17 protein-coding genes are annotated in these 26,435 nt (G+C 35.9%); 5 read left to right on the top strand and 12 right to left on the bottom strand.

Annotated elements, in window-relative coordinates; all coding sequences use genetic code 11:
- Nucleotides 1-702: 702 nt before the first annotated feature.
- Entirely contained in the window at nucleotides 703-3,621 is a 2,919-nt protein-coding gene (locus tag G3A47_RS11425) for a S8 family serine peptidase (RefSeq protein WP_166922364.1), read from the bottom strand.
- A 478-nt stretch (nucleotides 3,622-4,099) separates the two neighbouring features.
- Between G3A47_RS11425 and G3A47_RS11420 the strand changes: the two genes are divergently transcribed.
- From G3A47_RS11420 to G3A47_RS11405, 4 genes are all read left to right on the top strand, one after another.
- A complete protein-coding gene (locus G3A47_RS11420) occupies nucleotides 4,100-4,552 on the top strand; it encodes a DoxX family protein (protein WP_166922362.1) in 453 nt (150 codons plus the stop codon).
- 159 nt (nucleotides 4,553-4,711) lie between these two features.
- On the top strand, nucleotides 4,712-5,479 hold the full coding sequence (locus G3A47_RS11415) for a hypothetical protein (RefSeq protein WP_243860420.1): 768 nt from the start codon (nucleotides 4,712-4,714) through the stop codon (nucleotides 5,477-5,479).
- Nucleotides 5,480-5,545: 66 nt separating this feature from the next.
- A complete protein-coding gene (locus G3A47_RS11410; RefSeq protein WP_166922360.1) occupies nucleotides 5,546-6,571 on the top strand; it encodes a sensor histidine kinase in 1,026 nt (341 codons plus the stop codon).
- Between the two features lie 2 nt (nucleotides 6,572-6,573).
- A complete protein-coding gene (locus G3A47_RS11405) occupies nucleotides 6,574-7,341 on the top strand; it encodes a LytR/AlgR family response regulator transcription factor (protein ID WP_166922358.1) in 768 nt (255 codons plus the stop codon).
- A 375-nt stretch (nucleotides 7,342-7,716) separates the two neighbouring features.
- Here the strand turns inward: G3A47_RS11405 and G3A47_RS11400 are convergent, their stop codons facing one another.
- The 11 genes from G3A47_RS11400 to G3A47_RS11345 form a co-directional block, all read right to left on the bottom strand.
- The gene (locus G3A47_RS11400; protein WP_166922356.1) at nucleotides 7,717-8,556 is read right to left on the bottom strand and encodes a DUF4249 domain-containing protein; all 840 of its coding nucleotides are present in this window, start codon (nucleotides 8,554-8,556) and stop codon (nucleotides 7,717-7,719) included.
- A 4-nt stretch (nucleotides 8,557-8,560) separates the two neighbouring features.
- Entirely contained in the window at nucleotides 8,561-11,179 is a 2,619-nt protein-coding gene (locus tag G3A47_RS11395) for a TonB-dependent receptor (protein ID WP_166922355.1), read from the bottom strand.
- Between the two features lie 99 nt (nucleotides 11,180-11,278).
- A complete protein-coding gene (locus G3A47_RS11390) occupies nucleotides 11,279-12,124 on the bottom strand; it encodes a FecR family protein (RefSeq protein WP_166922349.1) in 846 nt (281 codons plus the stop codon).
- A 12-nt stretch (nucleotides 12,125-12,136) separates the two neighbouring features.
- Complete coding sequence (locus G3A47_RS11385) at nucleotides 12,137-12,346, bottom strand: C1 domain-containing protein (RefSeq protein ID WP_166922347.1); 210 nt, start codon at nucleotides 12,344-12,346, stop codon at nucleotides 12,137-12,139.
- A gap of 46 nt (nucleotides 12,347-12,392) precedes the next feature.
- Complete coding sequence (locus tag G3A47_RS11380; RefSeq protein WP_166922345.1) at nucleotides 12,393-12,914, bottom strand: RNA polymerase sigma factor; 522 nt, start codon at nucleotides 12,912-12,914, stop codon at nucleotides 12,393-12,395.
- Nucleotides 12,915-13,547: 633 nt separating this feature from the next.
- The gene (locus tag G3A47_RS11370; protein ID WP_166922341.1) at nucleotides 13,548-15,053 is read right to left on the bottom strand and encodes a calcineurin-like phosphoesterase C-terminal domain-containing protein; all 1,506 of its coding nucleotides are present in this window, start codon (nucleotides 15,051-15,053) and stop codon (nucleotides 13,548-13,550) included.
- Between the two features lie 432 nt (nucleotides 15,054-15,485).
- Complete coding sequence (locus G3A47_RS11365; protein ID WP_166922340.1) at nucleotides 15,486-17,312, bottom strand: alkaline phosphatase; 1,827 nt, start codon at nucleotides 17,310-17,312, stop codon at nucleotides 15,486-15,488.
- 269 nt (nucleotides 17,313-17,581) lie between these two features.
- A complete protein-coding gene (locus G3A47_RS11360; RefSeq protein WP_166922338.1) occupies nucleotides 17,582-19,117 on the bottom strand; it encodes a RagB/SusD family nutrient uptake outer membrane protein in 1,536 nt (511 codons plus the stop codon).
- A 19-nt stretch (nucleotides 19,118-19,136) separates the two neighbouring features.
- The gene (locus G3A47_RS11355; protein ID WP_166922336.1) at nucleotides 19,137-22,526 is read right to left on the bottom strand and encodes a SusC/RagA family TonB-linked outer membrane protein; all 3,390 of its coding nucleotides are present in this window, start codon (nucleotides 22,524-22,526) and stop codon (nucleotides 19,137-19,139) included.
- Nucleotides 22,527-22,590: 64 nt separating this feature from the next.
- Nucleotides 22,591-23,511 (bottom strand): FecR family protein, encoded by a 921-nt coding sequence (locus tag G3A47_RS11350; RefSeq protein WP_166922334.1) that lies wholly within the window; start codon nucleotides 23,509-23,511, stop codon nucleotides 22,591-22,593.
- Nucleotides 23,512-23,620: 109 nt separating this feature from the next.
- Nucleotides 23,621-24,181, bottom strand: coding sequence for an RNA polymerase sigma-70 factor (locus G3A47_RS11345; protein WP_166922332.1), 561 nt, complete (start codon nucleotides 24,179-24,181; stop codon nucleotides 23,621-23,623).
- 783 nt (nucleotides 24,182-24,964) lie between these two features.
- Here G3A47_RS11345 and G3A47_RS11340 point away from each other — a divergent pair.
- Complete coding sequence (locus G3A47_RS11340; protein ID WP_166922331.1) at nucleotides 24,965-26,434, top strand: hypothetical protein; 1,470 nt, start codon at nucleotides 24,965-24,967, stop codon at nucleotides 26,432-26,434.
- Nucleotide 26,435: the final 1 nt, after the last annotated feature.

The following is a 26,435-nucleotide window of genomic DNA, read 5'->3' as shown; positions in this document are numbered from 1 at the left end:
CAATAACATTCTGATCTCACCCCCGCAAAATTAGGCAATAAGATTGCATATATTGCAAATCTTAATCAAAAAAATCTATTATATCTATAGAGTTAAACCCTTGGGAGTAATTATATTTTAACACATAGAGACATAGTTTGAATCTGTGAAAGAAATATGTTTCTTTTCATATTGTTTTAACAAGAAAAATATGCATTTACATATGCTGACTATAATTCTCACCAGCCGAGCGAATTAAATACACAAAGTAATTGGTCCCGAAGGCTTAGCTTTATTTCTTTTTAAGTCTTCTATAAAAAAGTAAAGAGAGACTGTCTTACGTATCGTAAAACAGCCTCTCTTTGGGTGGCATGGTTCAACACATCAAATAGACCAAGCCTTATATGCGTGACAATTACCTACATTAACTTAGGTTACTGGTTGAATACTGTATATTGTAAAATGTATATTGTATACTGTAAAATGTATACTGTAAAATGTATACTGTAAAATGTGAAATGTGAAAATAATACGTTTGTTTAATTGATTACTATCTTACTTTGTACGAACATATAGTTGTAACAATTCATTTAAACTCTATCACTTCATCTAAAGCAAGAAAATCTATTAATTAACGCATATACCATTTCAAACTAGCATTTTACATTTCACAACATACATTTTACATTATTCAACCAGTAATTTAAATTAATCAAGCGAAATTTACCTTTTAATTATTTTTTTGGTAGTTACTGTTCCGTTGTCAGAAATAAACTGAACAATATAAACTCCTGGTAATTGGTTGGCAATGTTCACAGCAAACTCTTTCTGTTTAGTAGTTTTTTCTTTAAATACCACTTTATTGTAAATGCTTACAATTTTCAGAGTTCCCTGCTCTTCCGTATTGACACTAATTCTAAATACTCCATCAGTCGGATTCGGATAGATTGTAAACAATTGAGATTCTGCTGCTTCTTTCAGCACAATTTCGTTTCCTTTAGTATTAGCAGGCTTTTCAGCTCTTACAAGGCTAAAACGTTCTCCGCCTTCAAATTCGCCTTTGTCAGCATCTTCCTGAACCAAATCCAAAGTAATTTCTTCACCTAGAGGAAAGTCTTTTGCTACTTTAAAATCTAATGTTATACCGAAAGTTTCCCCATTATCAATAGGTAATTTTGTTATGGCTCCTTCTCTGGTAGTGATCAGAATTTTATTTTTGTCAATAATCTGTACTCCGTTGAGGCTACCATTTGCCTGTGCTCTTTCAAACAAACGTGGATCCAGTGTGGCTTCAATTGTACCTCCTAATTCAAAGAAGTTGTTTTTAAGATCTTCATTAAATCCTTTGTCCACAAATCTTAGATTAATATTTCTTCCCTGAACTCCTCTTACAAACACGGCAACCGGAGCTACAATATTAGTTGTGTTTAAATTGTAAACACTTAGATTTTTCCAGGCTATATTATTGTTATTTTTAGCATTTGGAGTAATTACAACACCATTAACTTCATTAAACATCGGATCTCTAGGAGATTCAATTCTGGCTATTAAACAGAAATGATGCTGATCGTAAGTGTAATTTGCAGGGTTTGGCGGATACCATGGTACCATTACTATAGTGCTGCCTCCTACCGGGATAGACGGAATACTTACTTCTCCAATCTCATCACCGTGTTTTACTGCTCCTATATTATAATTAACAAAATGAGTAGGCCACATCAATCCGGTTGAAGCTTTTGAGAAATAAAGCCTCACTTTCGCTGAAGAACTAGGACTTGTTCCTTTATTATAAACTCTAATATATACTGCATTTGGAGAGCTCACCTTAAACTCGGCGTTCTGATGCACAAGTCCGCCATCAATATTTTGTCTTACCCAAATATCACTGCTTATCCACATAGGGCCTAAATCCGGATTCGGTTCTAAACCGGTATCAAAAGGTCTGTCTTTAACATACAAATCCGCTTTTGGTACCGTAATACCTGTAACAATTACAGAATATCTCTGATTACCATTAACCAATGATCCTTTATGCGTAATTTTTATAGTGTAGTTACCTGCAGCCCCAACAATTCTGATACGTTCAAAAGGGTCTCTGGTATTATCTCCCAGTGCGTTTGTGGTAGCCGACAGCAATCTGTATGGGAAAACAGTACCTGCAGAATTGGTCACACGTATATCAAGATCGTTTACCAATCGGGCAGTACCTACATTTACAATACTTCCCGTATTTGCAGCTCCGGCCGGATCGGTCCAGGATATAGAAGCAATTAACGGATTTACCCCATCTGATGTTACCGGAAAACTATACGAACCTCCGTTTGGTAAAGTATGCTCCTGAACAATAGAAGCTGTTCCGTTTTTAGAAATGGTTTCGGCTGCAAATTTAGCATTCAGTAAACCCCAGCCAAATATAGCATCAGGGCCCGTTGGACCTGCATCATCTGCGGTGTGCAACGCCAATCCTTTTAAAGTTGCCGCACGCATAAAATTGGCATTCAGATTTCTATAGTGCTGTTGCAATAAAAGTAAAGTACCGGTCACATTTGGAGATGCCATAGAGGTTCCCGTTGCATTACCATAACTCGTATTGGTTAATGGTGTTGGTGTTGCTGTCAGCGTTGCTGTAGAGTAAACAGATGTTCCGTTTCCGGTAAGATCCGGTTTTATTCTCAAATCATCTGTTGGTCCTTGACTACTCGAAGTATTGATACTAACGCTCGTTAATACTCCCGCAGAATTGATTACGGCATCATTGGCATTCGCGATTACAAGATTGTTTTTTGCCGTTGCATATCCTGTTAGTTTATCATAACTGGCAAAACCTCCAAGCGGACTTGGGTTGGCTGTATTATCAAGACCATCATTACCGGCTGCTTTTACCATTAGATAATAAGGAGCGTTAAACATTAAAACATCCCAATTTCTTGCAGCGGTTTCATAAGCACCAAATCGCCACGGCGCCATTATAACACCTCCTGAGGCATTTCTTAATCCCCAACCATAAGAATGATTGGAGAGTAACATCCCATTTGTTGAGGCTGTGGTTGCCTCAGACAGGTCTAAGTTCCATTCATGAGTTCTTGCTCTGGCCTGATAGGCCATCCCCTTTGCAGCAGCTACCGCACCTCTGGCAACAATAGTCCCTGTAACATGATTGGCATGCTGACTATTGTTACTACCTGCAACAATAGTGGTAACACCATCTCCAATAGCAACCCTTCCTCCAAACTCATTGTGAGTAGGAAGTGTAGCACCTCCATCCCAAACGTAGGCAGTCAAAGCTTGTCCGTTAAGGTTAAGCCCAAGACCTCCTCCTGTGTTCAGAAAATTGGTACGGGTTGATTTTGCAGCATTTACGTTTTCCGGTGAAAAATAAAGCGGCTCTTTTCCATCTTCGGAAACTCCCATCAATTCACTTACTGTACCATCTTTATTTATAATTGTAGTGCTCCAGCCATTAGCTTTGGCCAAACTAAAAGCCCGTTCCTTATCTCGTTGTGCTTCGCTCTTGTACTGTACACTAAGCGCTTCCAACTCCGGTATATTTGAATTGATTCTTATATTTTCGATATCTTCCTGTGTTTGCGAATATGTTATTCCACAGACACAAAAGAGAATAATTTTGTATAATTTTTTCATAAGATTTGTGATTTAATGGGTTCTTTTGTTCTTCTAAACTCTTTATAATAACAAGGAGGACTTCTGTTACTCATAATCCCTGAGTGTTCAGAAAATGCTTTTTTTTTCATTTTCATAATTTTGGTTGTTTTAGGGTTAATAAAAAATAGTCTTATTGTAATTCTTTGGTTTTCGAAAAATAAACTTGCTTTACTTTCTTTACAAAACCACTTATTTTTGTAAGATTTTTTCATAAAGCACAACAAAACTCGTTAAAGAAAACGAACCAAAAAAGAGTATAAATACCTGATTTAAAACAACTTGCAAAGAACTCATGAAATATAAATTAAATGAGTACAAAATCAACTTTTAAACAATAAATACGGGGTTTAAAAGAGATAAGAACATCACTTAGTCTCCAACTTGCTCCTAAAAACATACAACTTGAATATTTTTTTATAATTTTGAATGGGGCACTAAAGCCCTCATTCTAAAAGATATGAAACCATTACTAGTATTGATTTCCGTTTTCCTTATTTCCATAATTTCCCTTACTATTATTTCCGGTGATTACAACTTTGCTCTAGCGGCAAGAATAGCCATGTCGGTTATGCTTCTGTTTACTGCAATAGCACATTTTGCATTTGCAAAAGGCATGACGATGATGTTACCGGACTTTATTCCGTATAAAACTGCCGTTATTTGGCTAACGGGATTCATTGAAATCGCCGCTGCCATCGGACTATTTATTCCCCAAATCAGAATAACAACTGCCTGGCTCTTAATTGTATTTTTTATTCTGATACTTCCCGCCAATATCTATGCAGCTGCTAAACAGGTAGATTACCAAAAAGGAACTTTTGAGGGTAAAGGACTTCGTTATTTGTATTTTAGAATTCCGCTGCAAATTCTTTTTATCGTTTGGATTTATTTAGCTGCAATTATAGCCTAGATACGAAGTTGACTCAAGAAACGGTAAGTGTTTTTTACTCGCCTGCACTCATTTGCTGAAATACCTGATTCATCCTCTTTTTGCCTTAGCTCATTGTTTTACGCTTGATAAGAAGTTTTTCTTAAGATAGGTTTGTACTACAAATTCAAACCATTAACAATGAAAAACAGTAAAACAATGAACAAAGAATTAGTACTCTTAAGAACGTTTGCAATCGCCACCTCACTAGGAATGATTGTACTTATGAACTCTGCCTTTAAAGACAAAAGCAATCCAAAATTCACTGAAATTGATGTAGAGCGTATTAATATTGTGGAAAAAGACGGAACTGTAAAAATGATTATTACCAATGTAGATCGTTTTCCAAACGGCAAAGACATCATCAATAAAAGACCTACTAATGAAGGACGTAAAAAACGTTCAGGAATGCTTTTCTTTAATGAAGAAGGTATTGAATGTGGCGGTTTTATATATGATGGTCAGAAAAAAGAAAACGGACATTCAGCCGGTTTATCGCTAACCTATGACCAATATGATGGCGATCAGGTCATGCAATTGCTTACACAAGATTATACTCAAGGAGATAAGAGACTTGTATCTAGTACTCTTGCTTTTAATGATCGTCCGACAAAAGAATCGCAGCTTAAAACATCTGAAATCATAAAAGAACTGGCAGAATTGCGAAAAAAAGATCCGGCAGCAATGGAGAAAAAACTAAAGGAGTACGAAGAACAAGGATATATAGGCGGTGCTACACGAGTAATGCTCGGAAAATCCAAAAGTCAAAACAACGGACTCTTTTTATTTGATGATAAAGGAAAACCAAAAGCAATGTTTTATGTCGATAAGGAAAACAAAGCCAAATTGGACTTTTTTGACGACAATGGTAACATCATTGCTTCATTCCCGGAAAATAACACCAAATAAATATCCGGTCAATAGTGCTGCCTAATTAGAAATGCTATTTTTGTACTACTACATCGTCAATAGAAAATGAAAAACATGCTATCTCAACTTAAACAAGCCAGGTATTTTATACTGTTTGTCTTTTTATTCTCTTACGCACAATCGATACAAATCCGTTTTTTGATAAGACAAAAATTAAACTGGTTTCTGTTTACTCCAGATGGTCCAATTGCTTCTCTAATGTCGGCATGTATTTTATTTCTTGTGCTGCATTTTTTTATCAAACGCTGGCAAAAATCAGAGCTCTTCCGTTTTCAGGAAGTTATAAAAATATTCAGTATTTCGTTGCTAGTATATCTGGCAACCATGAAAACGATTGGGCTCGTTCTTGCGTTCTTATTTGATACATTTGAGCGCAACTTTAATAGCAAAACGCTGATTTTATCTACATTTTCAGAGTTCATGGATGCTTTTATTTACGGAAGTTTTTTTCTGGCTTATTATTACTATCAAAAGAATAAAAAGAATCAAGAGCAAATTATGGCGTACAATCAGGCTTTGGCAGCCACTAAAATAGATCAGCTAAAAGCGCAGCTAAATCCACATTTTTTATTTAATAATCTTAATGTTTTGGATCAGCTCATTGAAGAAGATCAATTGCAAGCTTCTGATTTCTTAAACGAATTTGCCGAAATTTACCGCTACGTTTTACAAGTTTCCGATAAAAAAATAATTGCCTTAGAAGAAGAATTTGCTTTTGCCAAAAAATACTTCAACCTGATGCAATACAAATACGGAAAGGCTTATGTACTGGAAACAGAAACTTTAGAACTAAGCGGCCATATTGTACCGTTAACATTACAATTGCTGTTAGAGAATGCCATTCAACACAATCTGGGGACAGAAGCAAATCCGATTCGTATAAAAATAAACAGAGCCAACAAACTGACGGTAAGCAACACTATTGTTCCTAAACGCAATTCAAAATCCTTATCAGGAAGAGCGTTACAAAATTTAAAAGAACAATATTATCTGCTAACAAACGAACAATTAGAAATCTGCAAAACCGATACTACCTTTTCTGTTTCGATTCCTCTAATTTCAAAACCCTAACAATGATAAAAGTACTAATCATAGAAGATGAAATTCCGGCACGAAAAAAACTAAAAAGGTTTTTGAGTCAGGTTAACGAAACTGTTGAAATAGTAGGCGAAATAGATACCGTTACCTCAGCCATTTCATTTTTGTCCACAACAGATGTTGATCTGATACTGTCTGATATTGAACTATTGGACGGAAATGCTTTTGAAATCTATAATCAGGTTACCATCAGCTGCCCCATTATTTTTACCACTGCTTATGATCAATTCCTTATGGATGCGTTTGAGAATTATGGCATCGAATATCTATTGAAGCCCTTTTCGATGGAGCGTTTTCAAAAAGCCTGGGACAAATATTTGTTGTTAGCGAAATCAAATACCAATGAGAGCGATTTAGTCACTAAGTTAAATCAGATTCTTCAAAATAATAGTCCGCTAAAAACCTATAAAGAGCGTTTCACAATTAGCAATCACAAAGGAATTTACTTTATTGAAACAAATGATATTTTGTTCTTTGAAGCTAACGAAGGTGTATTGTTTGCGATTGATAAATCAGGAAAAAAACATTTGCTCAACGAAGCAACTCTTAAAGAAGTTGAGGTTCTGTTAGATCCCCTGTGCTTTTTCAGAATTAACCGCAGCGAACTGGTTCAAAAAAAGTATATTGAAAGAGTAGAGCGTTATTCTAAGAATGCTTTTGCTTTAAAAATTAAAGGATTTGAGAAACACCTTAAAACCAGCCAGAGCAGTACCACCTCATTTCGGGAATGGATAGAGAAATAGTATGATAGTGTCACGCAAAAAAATTATGCTTTTGTTGTGATGGTGGTATTTCTCGCAAAGACGCGAAGTCGCAAAGTTTTTTTTACTCACGCAGATTTAGCAGATTATGCTGATATTCTTGTTTTGTTATTGCGATAAAAGTAATCTGAATAAATCTGCTAAATCTGCGTGAAAAAAATACTTCTAAACCATACCAAATTTAAAAAAAAGCAGAAAAAACTTGGCGACTTGGCGAGATTTTTCAGGAACATAAAAAAGCGCCTTTGCTTTCTATAAACATCCTAGACACAATTTCTTTTAAATAAAAAAACATCTGACATAAATACGAATATGCCAGATGTAATCACAAATCAATCCTAACTAAGGACTAAACTTTTATTTCACTAAATAAGAAACAGTATCTGCTTCACAAAGTCTAAAATAACCCATTGCATAATTATTAGCATCTTTGGTATTCACAATATTACCTCTGATATTTCCCGGTGGAACAGCAAAAGGATTTCCTTCAGAGGCTTCCAGAATTAACTTCATATAATTGAAAAAGTTCTTAGAAATACCGCGATTCACAATATCGATGGTTTTACCGGGTTTTAGATCTGTATCTCCGAATTGTATGTTTATTTCATTACCATTAAGTAACTCATCGTCTGAATTAACATAAAAAGGGAATTTTAGAAAATCGCTTTTAAAATCAGTCAAGTAATAATTGGTCTGAGCGGCCGGGTCATTAAAGTAAATCCCTACCACCAATAAATCGGGACCTGTAATATCCGGTACATACTTTTGCTCGACTTTATTAATTGGTGTTACAGAAGTTAGCTTTTCTACGGCGGTAAAACTTTGCCCTTCTGCCTGTACATGAAGCACATAATCCATGCCGATAACAGGAACAAAATTAGTACATACATAAACTCCCGGAGCAGATTCGTTAAAAGTAAAACTGGTTCCGCTGCTATTTTCAACCCTAACCTGTGCTCCTGAAACTTTTGGTGTATCAGAACTATAATAGGATGCTGTTTTACTAATTTTTATAGTTTGTTCGTTTCCTGTAGTTCCTTTTTTCCAAATTATTTCCGCATCGATTACGATCTTAGGTGCTCCTTCTTTTAAATCAAGTTTTACCACATCTTCACAGGAAGAAAAAAACAAAACAATCAAACTACTTGCTAAAGCCAATGCTCTGCTTTTAAAATTATACTTTATTACTTTTTGCATACCATTAAAATTTAAAATTATAAGAAACACTAGGCACTAGTCCGAAAATAGACAGTCTTTTGGTTTCATTCAGTCCTGTATCTTCATTTGTTGTAAACGTCATAGAAGCGGCATTTTTTCTTCCATAGAGATTGTAGATACTAAATACCCAGTAGCTTTGCCATCCCTTCTTTTTGTCCGGTTTAGGGGTGTAACTTGCAGCTATATCTAGGTGGTGGTACAGTGGGAGCCTGTTTTCGTTTCTCAGTCCGTAATTAGGTACATTGAGTTCTCCAAACTTGTAATAGTTACCCGCGTAGGTTACCGGCTGACCTGATCGCAAAGAAAAATTAGCATTAAAAGACCATTTTGGACTAAAATCATAGTTTCCGACAATGTTTAAATTATGCAACTTATCGTATCCGGATAAATACCAGTCACCATTGGCAATACCCGGTTCGTTCGGAGTTCTTCCGGGAGTCTTTTGTTCTGCTCTTGACAAAGTATAAGAAACCCATCCGGTGAAATTACCTTTGTTTTTGCGGAATAATAATTCCATACCATAAGCTCTGGCTTTACCGTTTAGAATCACCTGTTCAACATCATCGTTTGCTACTACATCTGCCCCGTCAATATAATCGATTCTATTTTGGATATTCTTGTAAAACAACTCTCCTTCAAAAGAATAATCACCTTCTTTAAAATTTCTAAAATAACCAACAGCATATTGATCCAAAAGTTGAGGTTTTGTAAAAGGACCACTTGGTGTCCAGACATTCATTGGCATCGGAGACTGTGTATTGGATAACATATGAATGTACTGCGCCATTCTGTTGTAACTAGCTTTAACCGAATTATCATCATTAAAAGCATATGACAACGCTAAACGCGGTTCTAAATTATCAAACTTGCTAATGGTCTGTCCATTTTTATAAGATTTGACTCCAATTGGTGTACCTTCCTCGTAAATATTATACAACGGATTATATACTACTGCTTTCCCATCCTGGTAGATATTAATATCCTCTGCTCCCAATCGTAAAAACATACTGTAACGAAGTCCGTAACGAAGATTTAGTTTCTCTGTAATCTGATGCTCAAAATCGATATAAGCAGAGGTTTCGAAGGCATATTTTTTATTCAGTTGTTTGTAGTTAAACTGAGAACCTGCACCCGAAGGTTTCACAGTACCCGGATTAAAATCATAATACAAACCGTCAATACCGTAGTTGAGTTTTAGTTTTTCTGATTGAATATAATTCCAATTGTACTTAAGCCCGTAACTGCTGATTTTGCTGTTCCATTCAAACTTTTCCTCGGTCATGGTTAAATCAAATCTGTAATCACTGTAAAGAACAGACAAATTAGTATTCAAAGACTCCGAAAATTTATGCTTCCAGCTTAAAATACCCATGGCATTTCCGTAGGTACTGGCAAAACGTTTATTCAAATCGAATAAATCACTTCCTAAATATCCGGAGAAACTAAGCGTGTTATTTGGACTAAGACGATAATTCAACTTGGCATTAAAATCATAAAACATTGCAGAGTTTTTATTGTCTGCCAGTTTCATAAATAAATGGGCATAAGAAGTACGTCCGGCCACGATAAAGGAACCTTTTTCTTTTTTTATAGGTCCTTGCACTAAGAGTCGGCTCGAGATAAGTCCAATTCCTCCATTTACTTTATAGTTTTCAAAATCTCCCGTTTGTTGGGCTACATCAAGAACAGAAGAAACACGTCCTCCATATTTAGACGAAATACCTCCTTTGTACAAATCTAATGCACTCACGATGTCGGCATTAAAAATGGAGAAAAAACCAAACATATGAGAGTCTCCATAAACCGGAGCACCATCTAAAAGAATCAAGTTCTGATCTGCAGCACCTCCGCGGACATTAAAACCGGATGACATATCACCGGCATTGGTCACACCCGGTAAAGTCAATAACGACTTTAAAGGATCCGGTTCGCCCATCGCAACCGGAATTCTTTTGATGTCTTCCATCGAAAGTCTGTTGACACTCATCTGTGTATTTCTGACATCTACGGCTTTAGTACCCGTTACAACTACTTGCTCTAATTGCTGGCTGTCAGACGCTATACTAAAATTAATTGTAACATCATCCGAAACGGTTATATGTTTTTCTTTCATACTGTATCCCAAATAACTGATCGAAACGGTATAACTTCCTTTGGGTACTTCTAAGACAAACCTTCCGTTTTTATCGGTTATGACACCCGTTTCGAGTTCTTTAACAAAAACGTTGGCTCCAATAACAGACTGATTGGTTTCATCGAAAACCTGACCTGTTACCTTATTTTTTTTTTTTGTTGCTGTTGCTTTTGGGGCTTTGTGTTTTACAAAAATATTATTCCCAACAATTGTAAATTGAATTTGTGCATTCTTATTTAATTCTGCAATCAGCTTCTCAATTTCAATCTGTTTATAAGTGTTTTTCTTTGCAAAATATTTTTGACTGGTATCTATTTGATCCGTAAAGGCAAATTTAAAATCTGTTTGTTGCTCAATTTGCTTGAACAATTCTTTTAATGTTACAGTTTGATCTACTGTAACCGTCACATTTTGGGAGAACATACTCAAACTGAGTAAAAAAAAGCATGCTGTAATTATATGCTTCATAAAAATTTGTATTTTTGGAAATTATTAAATGGAATAGCATTATGCTATCCGTACTAAGGGAGGATGTGTAGTTTCGCGGCTAGTGCATCCTTTTCTTTTCTATTGAAAAGTAATCTGCTTTACTTCTTCATTTATTACAAAATTTAGGTTATACATTTCTGAGATTAATTGGATAATTGTTTTTAAGTTCTCTTTTTTATTGATTCTCAAGGTAATGCTATGATTATCATATTCTTTTGGGATGATCATTTTGTAACCGTAGTTTGCCTCAATGTAGGTGCTGAGAGCCACTAGTTTTTCATTATCAAAATCCACAAATCGATTGAAATCGGTCACAGCAACAATCTTGTTGTTATAGGTAAACTTTTGACCGGGTTTCAATATCCATTTTTCTTTTTGGTTTTTTACATTCATCTGAACGCTTCCCTCATAAAGTTCGACCACAACTTCTTTATTTGCAGCTCCCTTAACCGTAAAGGAAGTTCCTAAAACTGTTGTAGTAGTCTCGTTGCAAAAGACCCTAAACGGATGTTTTTTGTCTTTTTTCACTTTAAAATAAGCTTCTCCACCCACTTCAACTTTCCTGTTTTCTACAAAATTATTGGCATATTTAATTTTTGAATCAGGTTTTAATTCTACTGTTGAACTATCCGGTAAAAAAATTGTTTTTACTTTAGAAGTTTGATTTTCAATCACAGTCGAAGCAATAAAAATCTCCCCTTGCAGGTAAGTGTCAGCAGTGTAAATTTTAGTTCCTATAAAACAGAAAACTAAAACTGCCGCAGCCGCTGCGTAATAGAACCAAGGTTTAATTTTTCGTTGTTTCGAAGGGAAAGCTTTCGCCTGGAATTGCTCCCACGAAGCTTCTTTTGCACTATCGGAATGTGAGGCAGGGGTTTCCTCCCACATTTTTTTTAATTCTTCTTCCAGTTTATTCTCATCCATATCTTTGGGGCGTTAAAGTTTCTGACAATAATATCCTTGTTTATTAAAAACGCCATAAACCATTTCCTTAATATCTCTGTTGGTTTCAATTCTTAAAATGGTATCAGAACCTTCCGTATCAAAATTCATGATACAATCAGAAATAACAAATTGCAGCAATACTACTATATAGCTTGCTTCTTCTTTTGTTCTGACATCTGTTTTGTAAATCTCTACATCCATTTCTATGATCCGTTTTTATATATAACAAACGAACAGAGAAAAGTTCCTAATGGTTTTCGATTTTTTTTCTAATAAATTTACTGGCGAGATAAATATGATTGGCTATGGTCTTCTCAGAAAGATCTGTAAGCGCTGCAATCTCCTTATAGCTAAGGTTTTCCAGTTTGTGTAAAGTAAATATTTTTTGTTGCTGTTCGGGAAGCTGATTTATGAAAAGTTGTAATTTTTCACTTTTTTCCTCAAAATCTCCTGTTTCTGTAACCTCATCTTCCAATTCAACTTTTAATGGATTAAGCTGAACAATCTTATTTTCTCTGTTAAGATGGTTAATGATAATATTTTTGCAAATGGTAAAAAGCTGTTTGTCTAACAGCACATCCTCATGAAGTAAGGCTCTTTTATCGTATAGTCTCAGGAAAGTCTCCTGAACAAAATCTTCAGGAGTAAGAAGTTTAAAATCAAATCTTTTAGCAATACTCACTAATCGATCGTAATAAGCGAGATAAGCCTCTTTGAAGGAGGCTTCATTACCTTTTTTCAGACTTACTATAAACTTCCTATTGTCCATAAATTAAATATGATAACTAATCTTAAACTGTTTGACGGCAATTTTATTGTGCTTCAAAATTGAAAATATAAAATTGTAAGCATTTCAAATTGAAAATCTAATGAATCACTTTACCGATTTCAGTGCTGTAGTAAAATGCAAAGAACAGTAATTTAATTATATATTTTATGTCTACAGTAATAAACTTTTCAGCAATTGCTACTATTGAAAAGCTCTAGATTAGTAATCTCTTTTTAAAATTTGTTACAAAGAGATGAAAAAAATATGTTGCATCACGAAGACACAAAGTTTTTTGACTCACGCAGATTAAGCAGATTAAGCCGATATTTTGCTTGGTTGTTGCATAAAAAAATCCAAATAAATCTGCTAAATCTGCGTGAGAAAATTTCTCGCGAAGTCGCAAAAGCGCAAAGTTTTTTGGCTCTCGCAGATTTTGCAGATTAAGCTGATATTTTGTTTGGTTGTTGCGTTAAAAAAAACCAAATAAATCTGCTAAATCTGCGTGAGAAAATTTCTCGCGAAGTTTTTTGACTCACGTAGATTGAGCAGATTAAGCTGATATTTTGTTTGGTTATTGCGTTAAAAAAAATCCAAATAAATCTGCTCAATCTGCGTGAGAAAAATTCCCTGTTCTTATTTTACCCATAACACCGCATTGCCATGGGCTTCCAGATTGATCTTCTCCCCTACAGCTTTTATTCTGACACTATGAGCTCCGGGCGATAGATTGCCGGGCTGTGCTAATCTCCATAAATGTGTACTGATCACTTCCGGTTTGGGAGCTTTAGAAATTTTCATGCTGTCATATCTTCCCTGACTTTGCAGATAATACTGTTTTTGAATAGTGGGCGCAATGCCTTCGTACTTTAGCATTTCTGTCCAATTTCCTTTGTCGAAAGATACATATACTTTTGTAGTTTCGTCGGCTGCAAATATGTTGGCGTAGATGTAATTGTCATTCAAAATATTTAATGCAGTGTCCCATTCGTTGCTTTTGGGAACTGTGATGTCCATTTGTTTGGTAGCGGGCGCTCCTGAAACTTTGTAATCATAGGTATAATTGCCTGTGTTCATTCCTACAGTCCAATAGCCTTTTGGAGTACCGTCATACATTAAAGCAAACGGAATCTGATCGATATCATGCGGTCCTTGCCACCACGAACCACATACGGCACCGGCAACCAGTTCATGTATGGGTTCTCCGACTTCACGCTCAAAATATTTATGATACTGAGTGTGGGTATGCCCCGCACTAATCAAGACTTTATCAAAAGGGGCTACAGATTTAATGATCCAATCTTTGTCTTCCATTTCTTCCAGCGGAATGTGCATAAACAACTGTATCGAATCAAAACTGCCCTTTTTTGCGGCAATAAGATTTGTTATAAACTCTTTCTGAGTTTCATCAAGACGTCCGACATATTCTTTATTATTTACCGGGTAAATATTGTTAAGCACCAAAAACAATTTATTTCCGTATTCAAATGCATAATAAGAAGGACCAAAAATGCTTTCAAAACTTTTATCACGATCCTGAAAAGTCGCTTCTTTAAAATTCAGATCATGATTGCCAATGGTATAAAAAATGGGAGCTCCAATGAGTCCCAAGGTTTCTGATAACGGTTTAAAAATAGTCCGATTATCGAAAGACAGATCTCCAAGAGGTACTATAAAATCAATTTTCTGATCCATTAATTCTTCAGTAACCAATTTCCCTACGTGGTGAATATCATCCATCACATCGACCTGCGTGTCTCCTAACAGCACCACTTTTAAGTCTGTGTTTTCTGCATTAGGAATTAAAGGGAAGTTGTAATTTTTGGTCTTTTCTATTTGATCAAAAGGCACATAAAACTGTACGCTATTCTGTTTGTTTTTCTTAGAAATATACCCTGCCGGTTTAATTACAAACACCGTATTGCCTTCTATTTTTGTAATGCTGTACTTTCCTTTTGCATTGGTTTTTACGATATCTTTTCCATTAGAAACCAAAACATTAGGCAATATAACCTCCTCTTTATCAAGCACCTCATTTTGATTTGTGTCAACGAATACAAATCCGGAAACTGTGTTCTTTTGTTGTCCAAAACAAAACGTACAACCTAGTGAAATTACTAGACTTAAAAGTGTTTTATTCATGCTAATTAATATTACTTGCGTTCTTGTTGCTATTAAGATTTCTCTGGCGTGCAGAATCGCAGTGTTTTTTTCACGCTATTTTTTTTGATTTTTCTACTCAGATAAAAACAAGCCAAAATAAATCTGCTAAATCTGTGTGAGAATATTTCTCGCGAAGACGCAAAATCGCAAAGTTTTTTTGTGTTATGCTTAATACTGTGTGTTATTTTTTTAACACATAGGAACATAGCTCATTGGAGTCTATAAAAAGTCGTTTCACTCTATATACATATACATAGTCACGCTATTAGATAAAATACTTTTTACTTTTTACAATATACATTTTACAATATACATTTTACAGTCTACATTTTACAGTCTACATTTCTAAAATCTATGTTCCTATGTGTTAAATAATTCTCCGAACCTACAATCAAATACCGCAACAAGGTTTTATTTTGTTTCAAGCAATTGCATTATTTTATTGTAAATCTCCGTATTTTGATATACTCCCATAAAATTCTGAGCTCCGGGACCGTATGCAAAAACGGGAACCGTTACCGATGTATGATCGTTTGTGCTGAAGCTTCCGTGTACGTATCCTTTTTCTATACTGCCATCGATTAAGGAAAGTCCGCCTGTTTCGTGATCTGCGGTTACAATTAGTAATGTTTCCGGATTTTTGTCTACAAACTCCATCGCTTGTCCGACTAAACGATCGAAGTCTAACAACTCCCGTACCACATACTCCACATTATTACTATGTCCGCCATAATCAATCTGTGCTCCTTCGGCCATTATAAAAAACGGGTTTGATGCTTTAGAAAAAGTGCTTGTTGCTTTAGCCAATGATTTAGCTAGAAAATCACCTCTTCCGTTTTTTCTGGAAACAACTGAAGCGTCATCCAATACTACAAAACGATCGTTATTGATTGTATCTAAGGCACTAAATTTATCCGAAAACGTATAGCCTTTTTTCTGCAAATCGATAACAAGATTTTTACCATCTTTTCGGGATCTGAACTCATTTGTTCCTCCACCAATTAAAATATCAACCGGATTGGATAAAAAATCAGCTGCAATTGCTTCGCTATAGCTACGATCTGATTGATGTGCATAAAAAGCAGCCGGTGTCGCATCAGTAATATTACCACACGAAATCAGAGCCGTTTTATACTTTTTCTTAACTAATTTTTCTGCTATTGATTCTAACGTTTGCCCTTTTTCATCTACTCCTATAAATCGGTTATTGGTTTTATGTCCGGAAGCCATAGCAGTTGCCCCGGCAGCCGAATCTGTAATATAACTATCGGAGGCTTTGGTTATAGAAAATCCGGCTGTGGGAATGGCAAACATATTCAATCTCCCTTTATTTGCTGTGTAACCGGCATAAATCTGAGTCAGTCCCATACCGTCACCAATAAGGAGAATCACATTCTTTGGACGTTTATTTTTAGGAAATACAGCACCATTTTTTGGAACATAAGTTTCATAGAATTCCGTGTTCTGGTAAAAAGTAGATTTAATGTTTTTAATAAATTGTGTTAATGCCGAAGTATTATCTGTTGCAATATAATCTACATGCAGATTTATTAAAGTCATCCACGTATTTACATTGTCCTGTGTCGACCAAAATCTGATTTTTTTATTCTGAGCGTGTACTTTTTTGATCAGGGCTTGTATTTTCTCCGAATCGGTTTGAGTCAGAACACCTTTTCCATTCCAAACTGTAAGCTCTTTCAAATCCTCACTGATCATTTCTACACGTGACAATTCCTGCGTTGTATAGGTTTCATTCGGTCTTCCGTCGAAATAAATAAAAGTTGGGTACTCGTTCCATTTTGAAGGAGCCGGTCTGCTTCCTGAAATGACAACTTTAAAATTTGGGGTTGCAATTAAATCAGGATACATTTTTAACTGTTCCACAATTACTTTTAGCGTTGCTACTGCTTCCGACTTTATATCGATCATCAGTAACAAAGGTTTGTCGCTTTTGTAAGCTTTACCACCCAGCGATTTGATTTTCAATAAAAGAGGCTCCAAATAAAGATTACGCAACGAATTACCGGACTTAATTTCTTCTGAAGTGTGAGCCACCATCAGATCATTTTTTACTAAAAAAACATCGGCTTCAATGACACCCGTTTCATTAGCGTATGCCTCATAAAAAGGAAGCGGACTTGCATAATCATTATGCGAATGGATATTGGAAGAGCTGTATTCCTGTGCCTGCAAAAAAAGGCAAAAAAGGAAACCAAAAAGGGTGCTTATTTTTTTCATATTTGCGATGATAAATGTAAAATGTAAACCGTAAAAGGTAAATTGTAAAAGGTAAAAGGTAAAAGGTGTTTTTTTTTGAATAGCGTGACTATGTGTATGTATCGCTAGTAAAACGACTTTCTACAGACTCCAATGAGCTATGTCTCTATGTGTTAAAAAACAATTACACTCAATGGGGTAATTAATCTATAAAAAATTTGTCTTTTGTTTACGACTGCAGACCTGTTAAAGGCCTACAGCGTAACAAAACACAAACAAATGAAACTATTTTACCAGCCTTTGTTTTGAGACAAAGCACCTTTACTTACTGCAATCTCATCCGGTGGTATTGGCCATACGTGATGAATTGCCGGATTAAAAGTACGTGCCGGATAAATCACGGTTCCGTTATAATGGTGTAGCGGTTTTGAATAAGTGGCCTGAGCATCACCCCAACGTACCAGATCAAAATGACGATCGGTCCATTCTCCGGCTAACTCACAACGTCTTTCTCTTTTCAAATCGGTCATTGTGGCTCCGGAGATAATGCCAAGACCGGCACGTTTACGAATCATATTGATTTCGGTATCGGCACTTTGTCCTTTCATTAGTTTTGCCTCAGCCAGCATCAAAATCACATCTGCATAACGCAAAAGCGGTACATTTAATGCTGTTGACGGTTTGTCTCCATTTGCATTTACATAACGAATATCGATTGCTCCCGAAGTTGTTTTTGCATAACCGAACGGCTCCATATACTTTTTAAACTGATAGCCTGTTCTGTTGCTTGAACTCACCACATATTTCCCTTCATTAAAAGTTACCAGTTGACCAAAATACATAAACTGATCTCCTTTTTGTAAAATAGTCGCACTACGACGTTTATCGGCAGGATCATAGGCATCAAAAAGTTCTTTGGTTGGGTAGAAATTTCCCCAGCCATTATAAGCTCCCCAACCTTTATCTTCCAGACAAACTCCTGGAAAGATTGATCCAAGCGAGGTATTCTCAGCACTTGAAGTAACAGACCAAATGTATTCTGAAGACCAGTTGTTCTTGATTTTAAATACATCTTCAAAATTAGGAAGCAAAGCATGCTTTCCACTGTTAACTACCATGTTGGCATACTTAATAGCATTGTCCCAATCTTTGGCATACAAATACGTACGAACCAAATAGGCCCATGCAGCTGTTTTGTGAGCACGTCCGTAATTGTCTGTTGTCAATTCATTAAAATAAGGCAATAAGTCGGCGGCTTTAACCAGATCGGCAGCAATGTAAGCGTAATTCTCTGCTACATTTTTTGTTCGTGGCACATATACATTAGTCGGATCGTTTCTGTCCTGAATAGGAATTCCCGCGCGATCATCACCATAATGATAAGCCAATTCTAAATGCATTACCGCATGATTAAAATAAGCTTCACCCAACATTATTTTTTTTGATTTTTCATCTAATGGAATATTTGGAATATTACGAAGCACATCGTTACAACGTTTCATCACTTCATAGTGAAGTCTCCAAATGTCTTTGGTATCTGATTCTGATCCGTCAACAATAAAGTTTTTGATACGTTCTGCATTTTGTCTTGGTTTGGTTCCGATATCATCACTGGCATTATTGAGCCAGAAAAAACCGCGTCCGTACATATTATCATCCGAATACAAGGCATAAATAGCATTTACTCCTGCTTTGGCATCTGCGGGTGTCTTCCAGAAATTTCCGCTCGAAGGAGCTCCTTGCGGTACCAGATCAAGTTCACTTTCACAAGCTGTTGTACCTAACAGCATTGTAAAACTCAACAATAGCATATATATTTTTTTCATTTTGTTTGTTTTAAGTTTTTTAAAAAGTAGCATTTATACCCGTCATATAAATTCTCGAAAGTGGGTATTTCCCTAAATCCATACCGAAATTAGAAAGACCTACTTCCGGATCCATTCCTGAGTATTTGGTAATAGTAAACAGATTCTGAGCAGAAATAAAGAATCTTAGATTTGCTTTTCCGTTCAACCAGGTGTCTTTAATGGTGTATCCAATCGCAACGTTCTTTAATCTTAAGAAAGAGGCATCTTCAATATAAAAATCAGAGATTCTTCCGAAGTTGTTATTATTGTCTGTTGCCGAAAGTACCGGGATATTTGATCCGGTATTCTGTGGTGACCAAGCATTTTTAGATTCCGCCAACAAATTATATCCCGGAAAAGAACCATTTAAACCTGTATATTTTACTGCATTAAAAACACTGTTACCTGCCGCACCGCTTAAAAAGATATTCATGTCAAATCCTTTATACCTAAAGTTGGTATTTAAACTGAATGTTGTTTTTGGAAACGGATTCCCCAACACTACCCTGTCGTTATTATTGATTACACCATCACCATTCACATCCTTAAACTTAATATCTCCTGCAACAGCATTTGGCTGATATACCGTACCACTTGCATTTACATAGGCTTTCACTTCTGCATTACTTTGAAATAAGCCGTCTGTTGAATAGCCGTAGAATGCGCCAACAGGGCTTCCCACCTGATAAATATTGGCTAAAGGCAAACTACGAACTCTGCTCAGATTAAGAGGTTCCAGAGAAGTCAAACCGTCTTTGATCGAAACGATTCTGTTATCTAAAAATGCAGCATTTGCCGTCACATCAAACTTAAAATCGCCTCTTGTTTTTTGATAAGTAAGACTCGCTTCCAATCCTTTATTCTCTACATCACCCGAGTTTACGATACGTCCCAATGGTGTTCCGGATACCCCCGGTAACTGGTCACGAACCAACATGTCTTTGTTTGTTTTTTTATAAACATCAATCGATCCTGTAAGGCTATTGTTAAAAAGAGTAAAATCTAAACCTAAGTTGGTTTGCTCTGAACTTTCCCATTTTAAACCCGGATTTGATAATTCGTTTTCCGAATAACCGTAATTAATAACCGGAGTAGATCCGATTAAAGCTGAGGTTTGGTTTAATGGTACACTAAACTGATAAGGCCCCAAGTTTCCTAAATTCCCAATCTGTCCCCAGCTGGCACGAAGTTTTAAACTGTTTACAGTTGAACTAATGCTTTTCATAAACCTTTCTTCCGAAATTAACCAACCTGCAGATACAGAAGGATATACTCTCCAACGATTCACAGAAGTCAATTTTGAAGTTCCGTCACGACGAACAATTCCCGAGAACAGGTATTTTTGATTGAAATCATAATTTAATCTACCCACATAAGAAGAAATAATTTCTTCAGACATTCCTGCTCCTAATTGCTGAACTAATTTGGCGTTCAGCAAATAACGTTGCGATGGATCTTCGTTGTCAAAACCGGTCCCTTGCACATTATAAAAATCTTTTTTGGTTTGTTGGTAGGTGTATCCGGCTAAAGCTTTAAAATTGTGTTTCCCAAAAGTTTTATCGTATGAAAGGGTTTGCTCGCTCAATAAATCGGTTGTGGTAGCTTTATTTTGGGTTAATCTGTTAAAGTCAAACACCTTACCCGGTTCCGTAATTTTTACGGTAAAATCTTTATAATCGTTTTCAATTCTGGTATACCCCCAGTTCGATTTGATTCTTAAGCCTTTAATAATTTCCCATTCCGCATAAGGATTGATCAAAATGGTAGAAATCGGATTGTTGTTGTCGAGCCTTTTTAAATAGGCTACCGGATTGATAACATCTCCATATGATCCGATGTATTTTTCAGGAACTCCACCAAAAGCACCGGAACCGTCTTCTCTGTATACAGTTGCATTTGGAGGGTATAAAATCGCTCCTAAAATCGCTCCGGTATAAGCACTTGAAGTATTAGCGCTCTGACCATCGGTTAACGAATACGTCAGATTCTCTCCTATTGTGAAATTGGGTGCCAACTTGAAAGAAGAATTAGCACGGGCTGTATAACGTCTTGCAAAAGTATTTAACAATATTCCTTCATTTTTTCGGTAGCTGCCCGAAAGAAAAAAGTTGGATTTTTCTGTCTTTCCATTTACTGAAATAGATAAATCCTGAATTTCACCTGTCTGAAAAATTTCATCCATCCAATCCGTCTTCGTAATTCTCGCGGTAGGCTCAAATGCAGGATCGAAAGCCGGTATTCTTGGCAGTCCCGCATTGTCTCTGGCCGTATTCATTGCATCGGCATATTCTGCTGCGTTTAATACTTTCAGTTTTTTGGCTACATTCTGAAAACCACCCTGATAATTTACATTTACATTAATGTGTTCAGAAGTACCTTTTTTAGAAGTAATTAAAATCACCCCTCCCGACGCTCTTGCTCCATAAATAGCAGCTGAAGCCGCATCTTTCAAAACACTTATAGAAGCAATATCATTAGGGTTAATAGTGTTTAATGAACCACTGTAAATAATTCCGTCCAAGACAATCAAAGGGGTTTCGGCATTTAAGGAACCGATCCCGCGAATATTGATTGTAGGCTCTCCTGTAGGATCACCTCCGTTATTAATAACCGTAACACCTGCAACCGTTCCCTGAAGCAAATCTGCAGCGGTATTGTAGGTTCTACTTGCTGTTTCTTTCATCGAAACGGAGCCAACAGCGCCCAGAACTTCTTTCTTTTTTACACTTCCATATCCCATTACCACTACTTCCTGCAATTGTTTTACATCGGCAGCCAATTTGATATTTAGATTTTTTCGTGACTCAGTAACCTTAACTTCCTGTGTAATATATCCCACATAAGAAAACACCAATAAAGCTTCAGCTGAATTGATTTGGATTGTAAAAGTTCCGTCAAAATCAGTTACCACGGCAGCACTGGAACCTTTATCTTTAATTTCTACTCCGGGTAACGGCATTCCGTCATCACCGCCAAAAACAGTTCCTGATACGGTAATTTTATGCTGTCCCGCATCGCTTACTTTCTGATTTTTCTTAATTACGATATTGTTACTGATTCTTTCATATTTCAGAAAAAAACTGGTACAGATCTTATCCAACGCATATTCCAGCGTTACATTGTCTAGTTTTAAAGTTGCTTTTTGATTGGTATTAATCTGATTGGCTTCATACATAAAATGTACATCGACCTGCTTTTCAATTTTTTGAAGAATACTTTTTATACTTTCATTCTCTACTTTTAAAGTTACTCTTTTATCCGCGTTAACATTTTCGGCTTTTGCCATTAATCCGATAAAAAATAAAACAGTGAACAGAACCAATCGGGTCAGAAAACCCTTTTTAATGCTTTGACACTTTGCGACGTACCGCAGTTGTTTTTCATTCATAATTTTTAATTTTGATTATTCCTCTAATTATTGATATTGCTTTTTAATATTGTTATTGTTCAACTTATTCAATCCTGTAAACTCCCGACTCGAGTTTGTAATTGGCGTTGATAATGGTACATACCAACCGAATCACCTGATCTGCCGGAAGCTCTTTGAAGTAGGCGCTTATTTTTAGGTTATTCAGGTTTTTATTTTCAACAGATACTGCGATATTGTAATTGCGGTTGATCGTTGCAATTACTTCCGGTAAAGGCGTGTCTTCGAAGACAATAATATTCTTCCGCCATAACGAAATCGAACTCATCGGAATATTACTGAAAGCATGCAGGCTGCTGTTTTTTGATTTGAAAACCACTTTTTGACCTGGTGTTACATAAACATTTTCTTCTGTAACAGTCGATTTCACGTTTACTCTTCCTGTTAGTACGGAGACTTCTTGTGTGGTTTGATTTGGATAGGCCTGTACATTAAAACTTGTACCCAGTACCTTTGTATCCATTTTGTTGGTATGAATGATAAAAGGATGTTTTTTATCTTTAGCGACATCAAAAAAAGCTTCACCGGTTAAATAAACTTCGCGGGTATCTCCATCAAATTCAGTAGGGCATTTTAGAAGACTTCCGGCATTAAGCCAAATCTGTGTTCCGTCACTTAATGTTATCTTGGTATGTTCTCCCGGTTTTGTCGCATATTCTTTAATCGTACTTGTTTGAGAAGACAGGTAAAAAAAACAGGATAACCCGACCAAAAGCACAACGGAAGCAGCCATAATCCAATTTCTGTTGTTTAACGAAAGGATTTCATTTGACTTTTTGATTGCTTTGATTTCTCTTTTTAATTTTGAAATATCAGATTGTATAACGATCTCCTGTCCGAATAGTTCTCCGGGATTGTTATACCAGTTGTCCCACATTTCTTTTCCTTTTAATGAAGATTTACCTTCTAAAAAAGTTTTTATATCTTGATGTAATTTCTCAGGCATTATTTATTTATTGCTTTAATAGTAAGTCTTAGGAATATTGATTTCAGGTAGGTGTCCAAGGTTACCCTTTTGTTAAGAAACCAAAAGAATATCCCAAAGCCGAAATCTGTTATAAATTAAATTGTCCCAAATAAAGTCGCATGAATTTCAGGGCATAGGCAATATGATACTTTACAGTCTCGTGCGAAACATTAAGTTCTTCTGCAATTTCTTTGTTGGTATATTGCTTAAAACGACTTAGTATAAAAACTTCTTTAGCCTTTTTAGGAAGTAAGGAAGTGGCTTTATCTAAAGCCTGTTGCAGTTCATCATGGTAAATAGATTCTTCTGTGCTATTGTTATGATCTTCAAGAACGGTATTTCGATCAAAAACCTCTTTACAGTAGGCATCTGTCATTTGGTTTGATTTGATATAATCCAGTGTCACATAACGCACTGAAGTATACATATAAGCCGAAAACTTTTTTTGAATGACCAACGTATTGCGTCGCTCCCAAATAGTGGTAAAAACTTCCTGAACAATTTCTTCCGAAATCGGAATCGATTTCATTCTCTGGTATACAAAACGAACTAATACATCTCTGTATCGAAAATACAATTCATCAAAAGCTCTGTCTTTTCCTTGTTTTAACAATTCAACAAGTTCTTCGTCAGTATATTTTCTATACATAATACAATGCTTTTGCAACAGTTATCAAACAAACGGTGTTTGCTATAGCATCTATTCTAGTTGTTTTTTTGCGATGAATTCTTAATCTGAAAAGCGACATATATACAAGTATTGGTTTCTTATACTATGTCTCCAAAATTAAGGCTGAGGGTAGGTCAAAAAGGTTACGTTTACATTAACAAAATCAATGGTTTACTAAACATATTATTAACATTTGAGGTCAGATGTTATCCCTGTGTAGTGGGCCGGAAAGAATATACTTACTTATATCTGACTCAACTATTATACATCTACATTCTGGTAGAAAAAAGCCACGAATTGCGCGAATTATATTTTTTAAATTTAGTAACCTCTAATTGAGAATTATCTATTTACTCTGTGGTCAAAAAGATAGCCACAGATTTCACTGATTTAAAAGATTCTTTTTTTTCCTAATTGCGAGTCAACAATTAAATTCAAAGTAAAAAACAATTCGTGGAAATTCGTGCAATTTGTGGCAAAACAAAAATGTTTATACTGAAAAAACACCTCTCAATTGCACTACAAAAACAGGTATAAATACGCTACGTCAGAAAAAAAACCTTTTCTATTTTAGACAGAAATTGTATCCATTAACGAACACTCTGACTAAGCCTGTTCCCATAAGATTACCTTAAAGCATTCTGTACATAAGTATCGGCTTTAGACTTGAATAATCAGGGAATATTTGGAACTGTCCGGAATAGAATTCAGTACATTTTAATCTTTCTTAAAATAAATATATGATTCATAAAACTACTAATTATGTTTAATTCTCCCGTATTAGATACAGCCATTGGTTTGGTTTTTATTTTTCTTTTGTACAGTTTATTAGCAACTTCTGTAAATGAAGCCATTTCTACCCTCTTCGGATTGAGAGCGAGAATGCTAAAAAAAGGTATTGTCGACAGTATGTTGTCCGACACCGAGCGTAAAACCTGGTTATGGTTCGAGACGGCAAAAGGAATTTGGGAAACGATTCTGGAACCTTTTAAATTAATTGCGGGCTACAAACCTATTTCTCAAGAAAAGCTAGGGGATAAATTTTATGATCATCCCGTGATAAAAAACTACGGTTATAATAACAGAAGTTCTATTCCTTCTTACATCTCCAAAGAGAATTTTTCGACTATCTTAATTGAAGTTTTAAAAAAGTATTGGGACAAACATAAAGAAGCTGTCACTGCCCATGCAAAGGGAAAACAAGTAAATTTACAACTTGAAGACGCACCGGATATTACAAAAATCTATTATCTGGTCGATTATCTCCTTAACGAAAAAGACGAAACTGTAAAAAAGAAATTCAAAGATGAACATATTGATATAGACAAAGAAACACTTGAGATACTGCAGCTTCATTTAAAGAAAAGTTACTTAAATCTGGACGCCTTTACCAAACAAATTGAAGACTGGTACGACGACACTATGAACAGAATTGCCGGCTGGTATAAAAAGCAAGTTCAATTTTGGCTGTTTGGAATTGGGTTGGTAATTGCCATTTCCTTTAATGTAGATATTATTGAAATAGCCGGCACTATAAGCACCGATAAAGACGCCAGAGATAAACTGGTGGAAATGGCTATCAAGGAAGCCGATGCCTTAGAAGGCGATCCAAGAGTGGCGCAATTGCAGAATCAATTAAAACAGCCCGCAGATACAGCCGATACTTCTCTTTCTAAAGAAAAAAAAGACGCTATCGTACAAGGGCAAAAAGAAGTAAAAGATTCGTTGGCCTTACTTACCAGTCAGCTTGATAGTGTCAAAAAGCAATTAAACGGCAGAATAAAAGATGCCAATAATTTATTAGCAATAGGCTGGGGTGATTATGGTTTAAAGAGAGACAGTGCAGTTGTCTCCACTACATACAAATGTGAGCTCGCAGCCATAAGAAAAGAGCTTAAAAGCGATGTCACCCTCCAAATCCCAAAAGACTCTACGAAATTTTACACGCAGCAATCTTTGAAGCAATTGTACGATAAACACCCGATAAAACTCAAAGCCAAATATGTATTGGAACAGTCTTTTGACGGCAGAAAATTTTTAGGCTTCCTGTTACTGGCATTTGGTATTTGTTTAGGTGCGCCGTTTTGGTTCGATTTACTACAAAAATTTATCAAAATAAGAGGAGCGGGCAAAAAAGAGACAACCGAAAATGCCCCAACGACTCCAACCCCTGAAACACAACCTGTTCAGGTAACAGTGAACAGCAATACTAACACTGAAGCAGTAGGATAGC

It is taken from the genome of Flavobacterium poyangense (assembly GCF_011751075.1).
Lineage (GTDB): Bacteria > Bacteroidota > Bacteroidia > Flavobacteriales > Flavobacteriaceae > Flavobacterium > Flavobacterium poyangense.
This window is presented reverse-complemented; position numbering and strand designations above follow the sequence as displayed.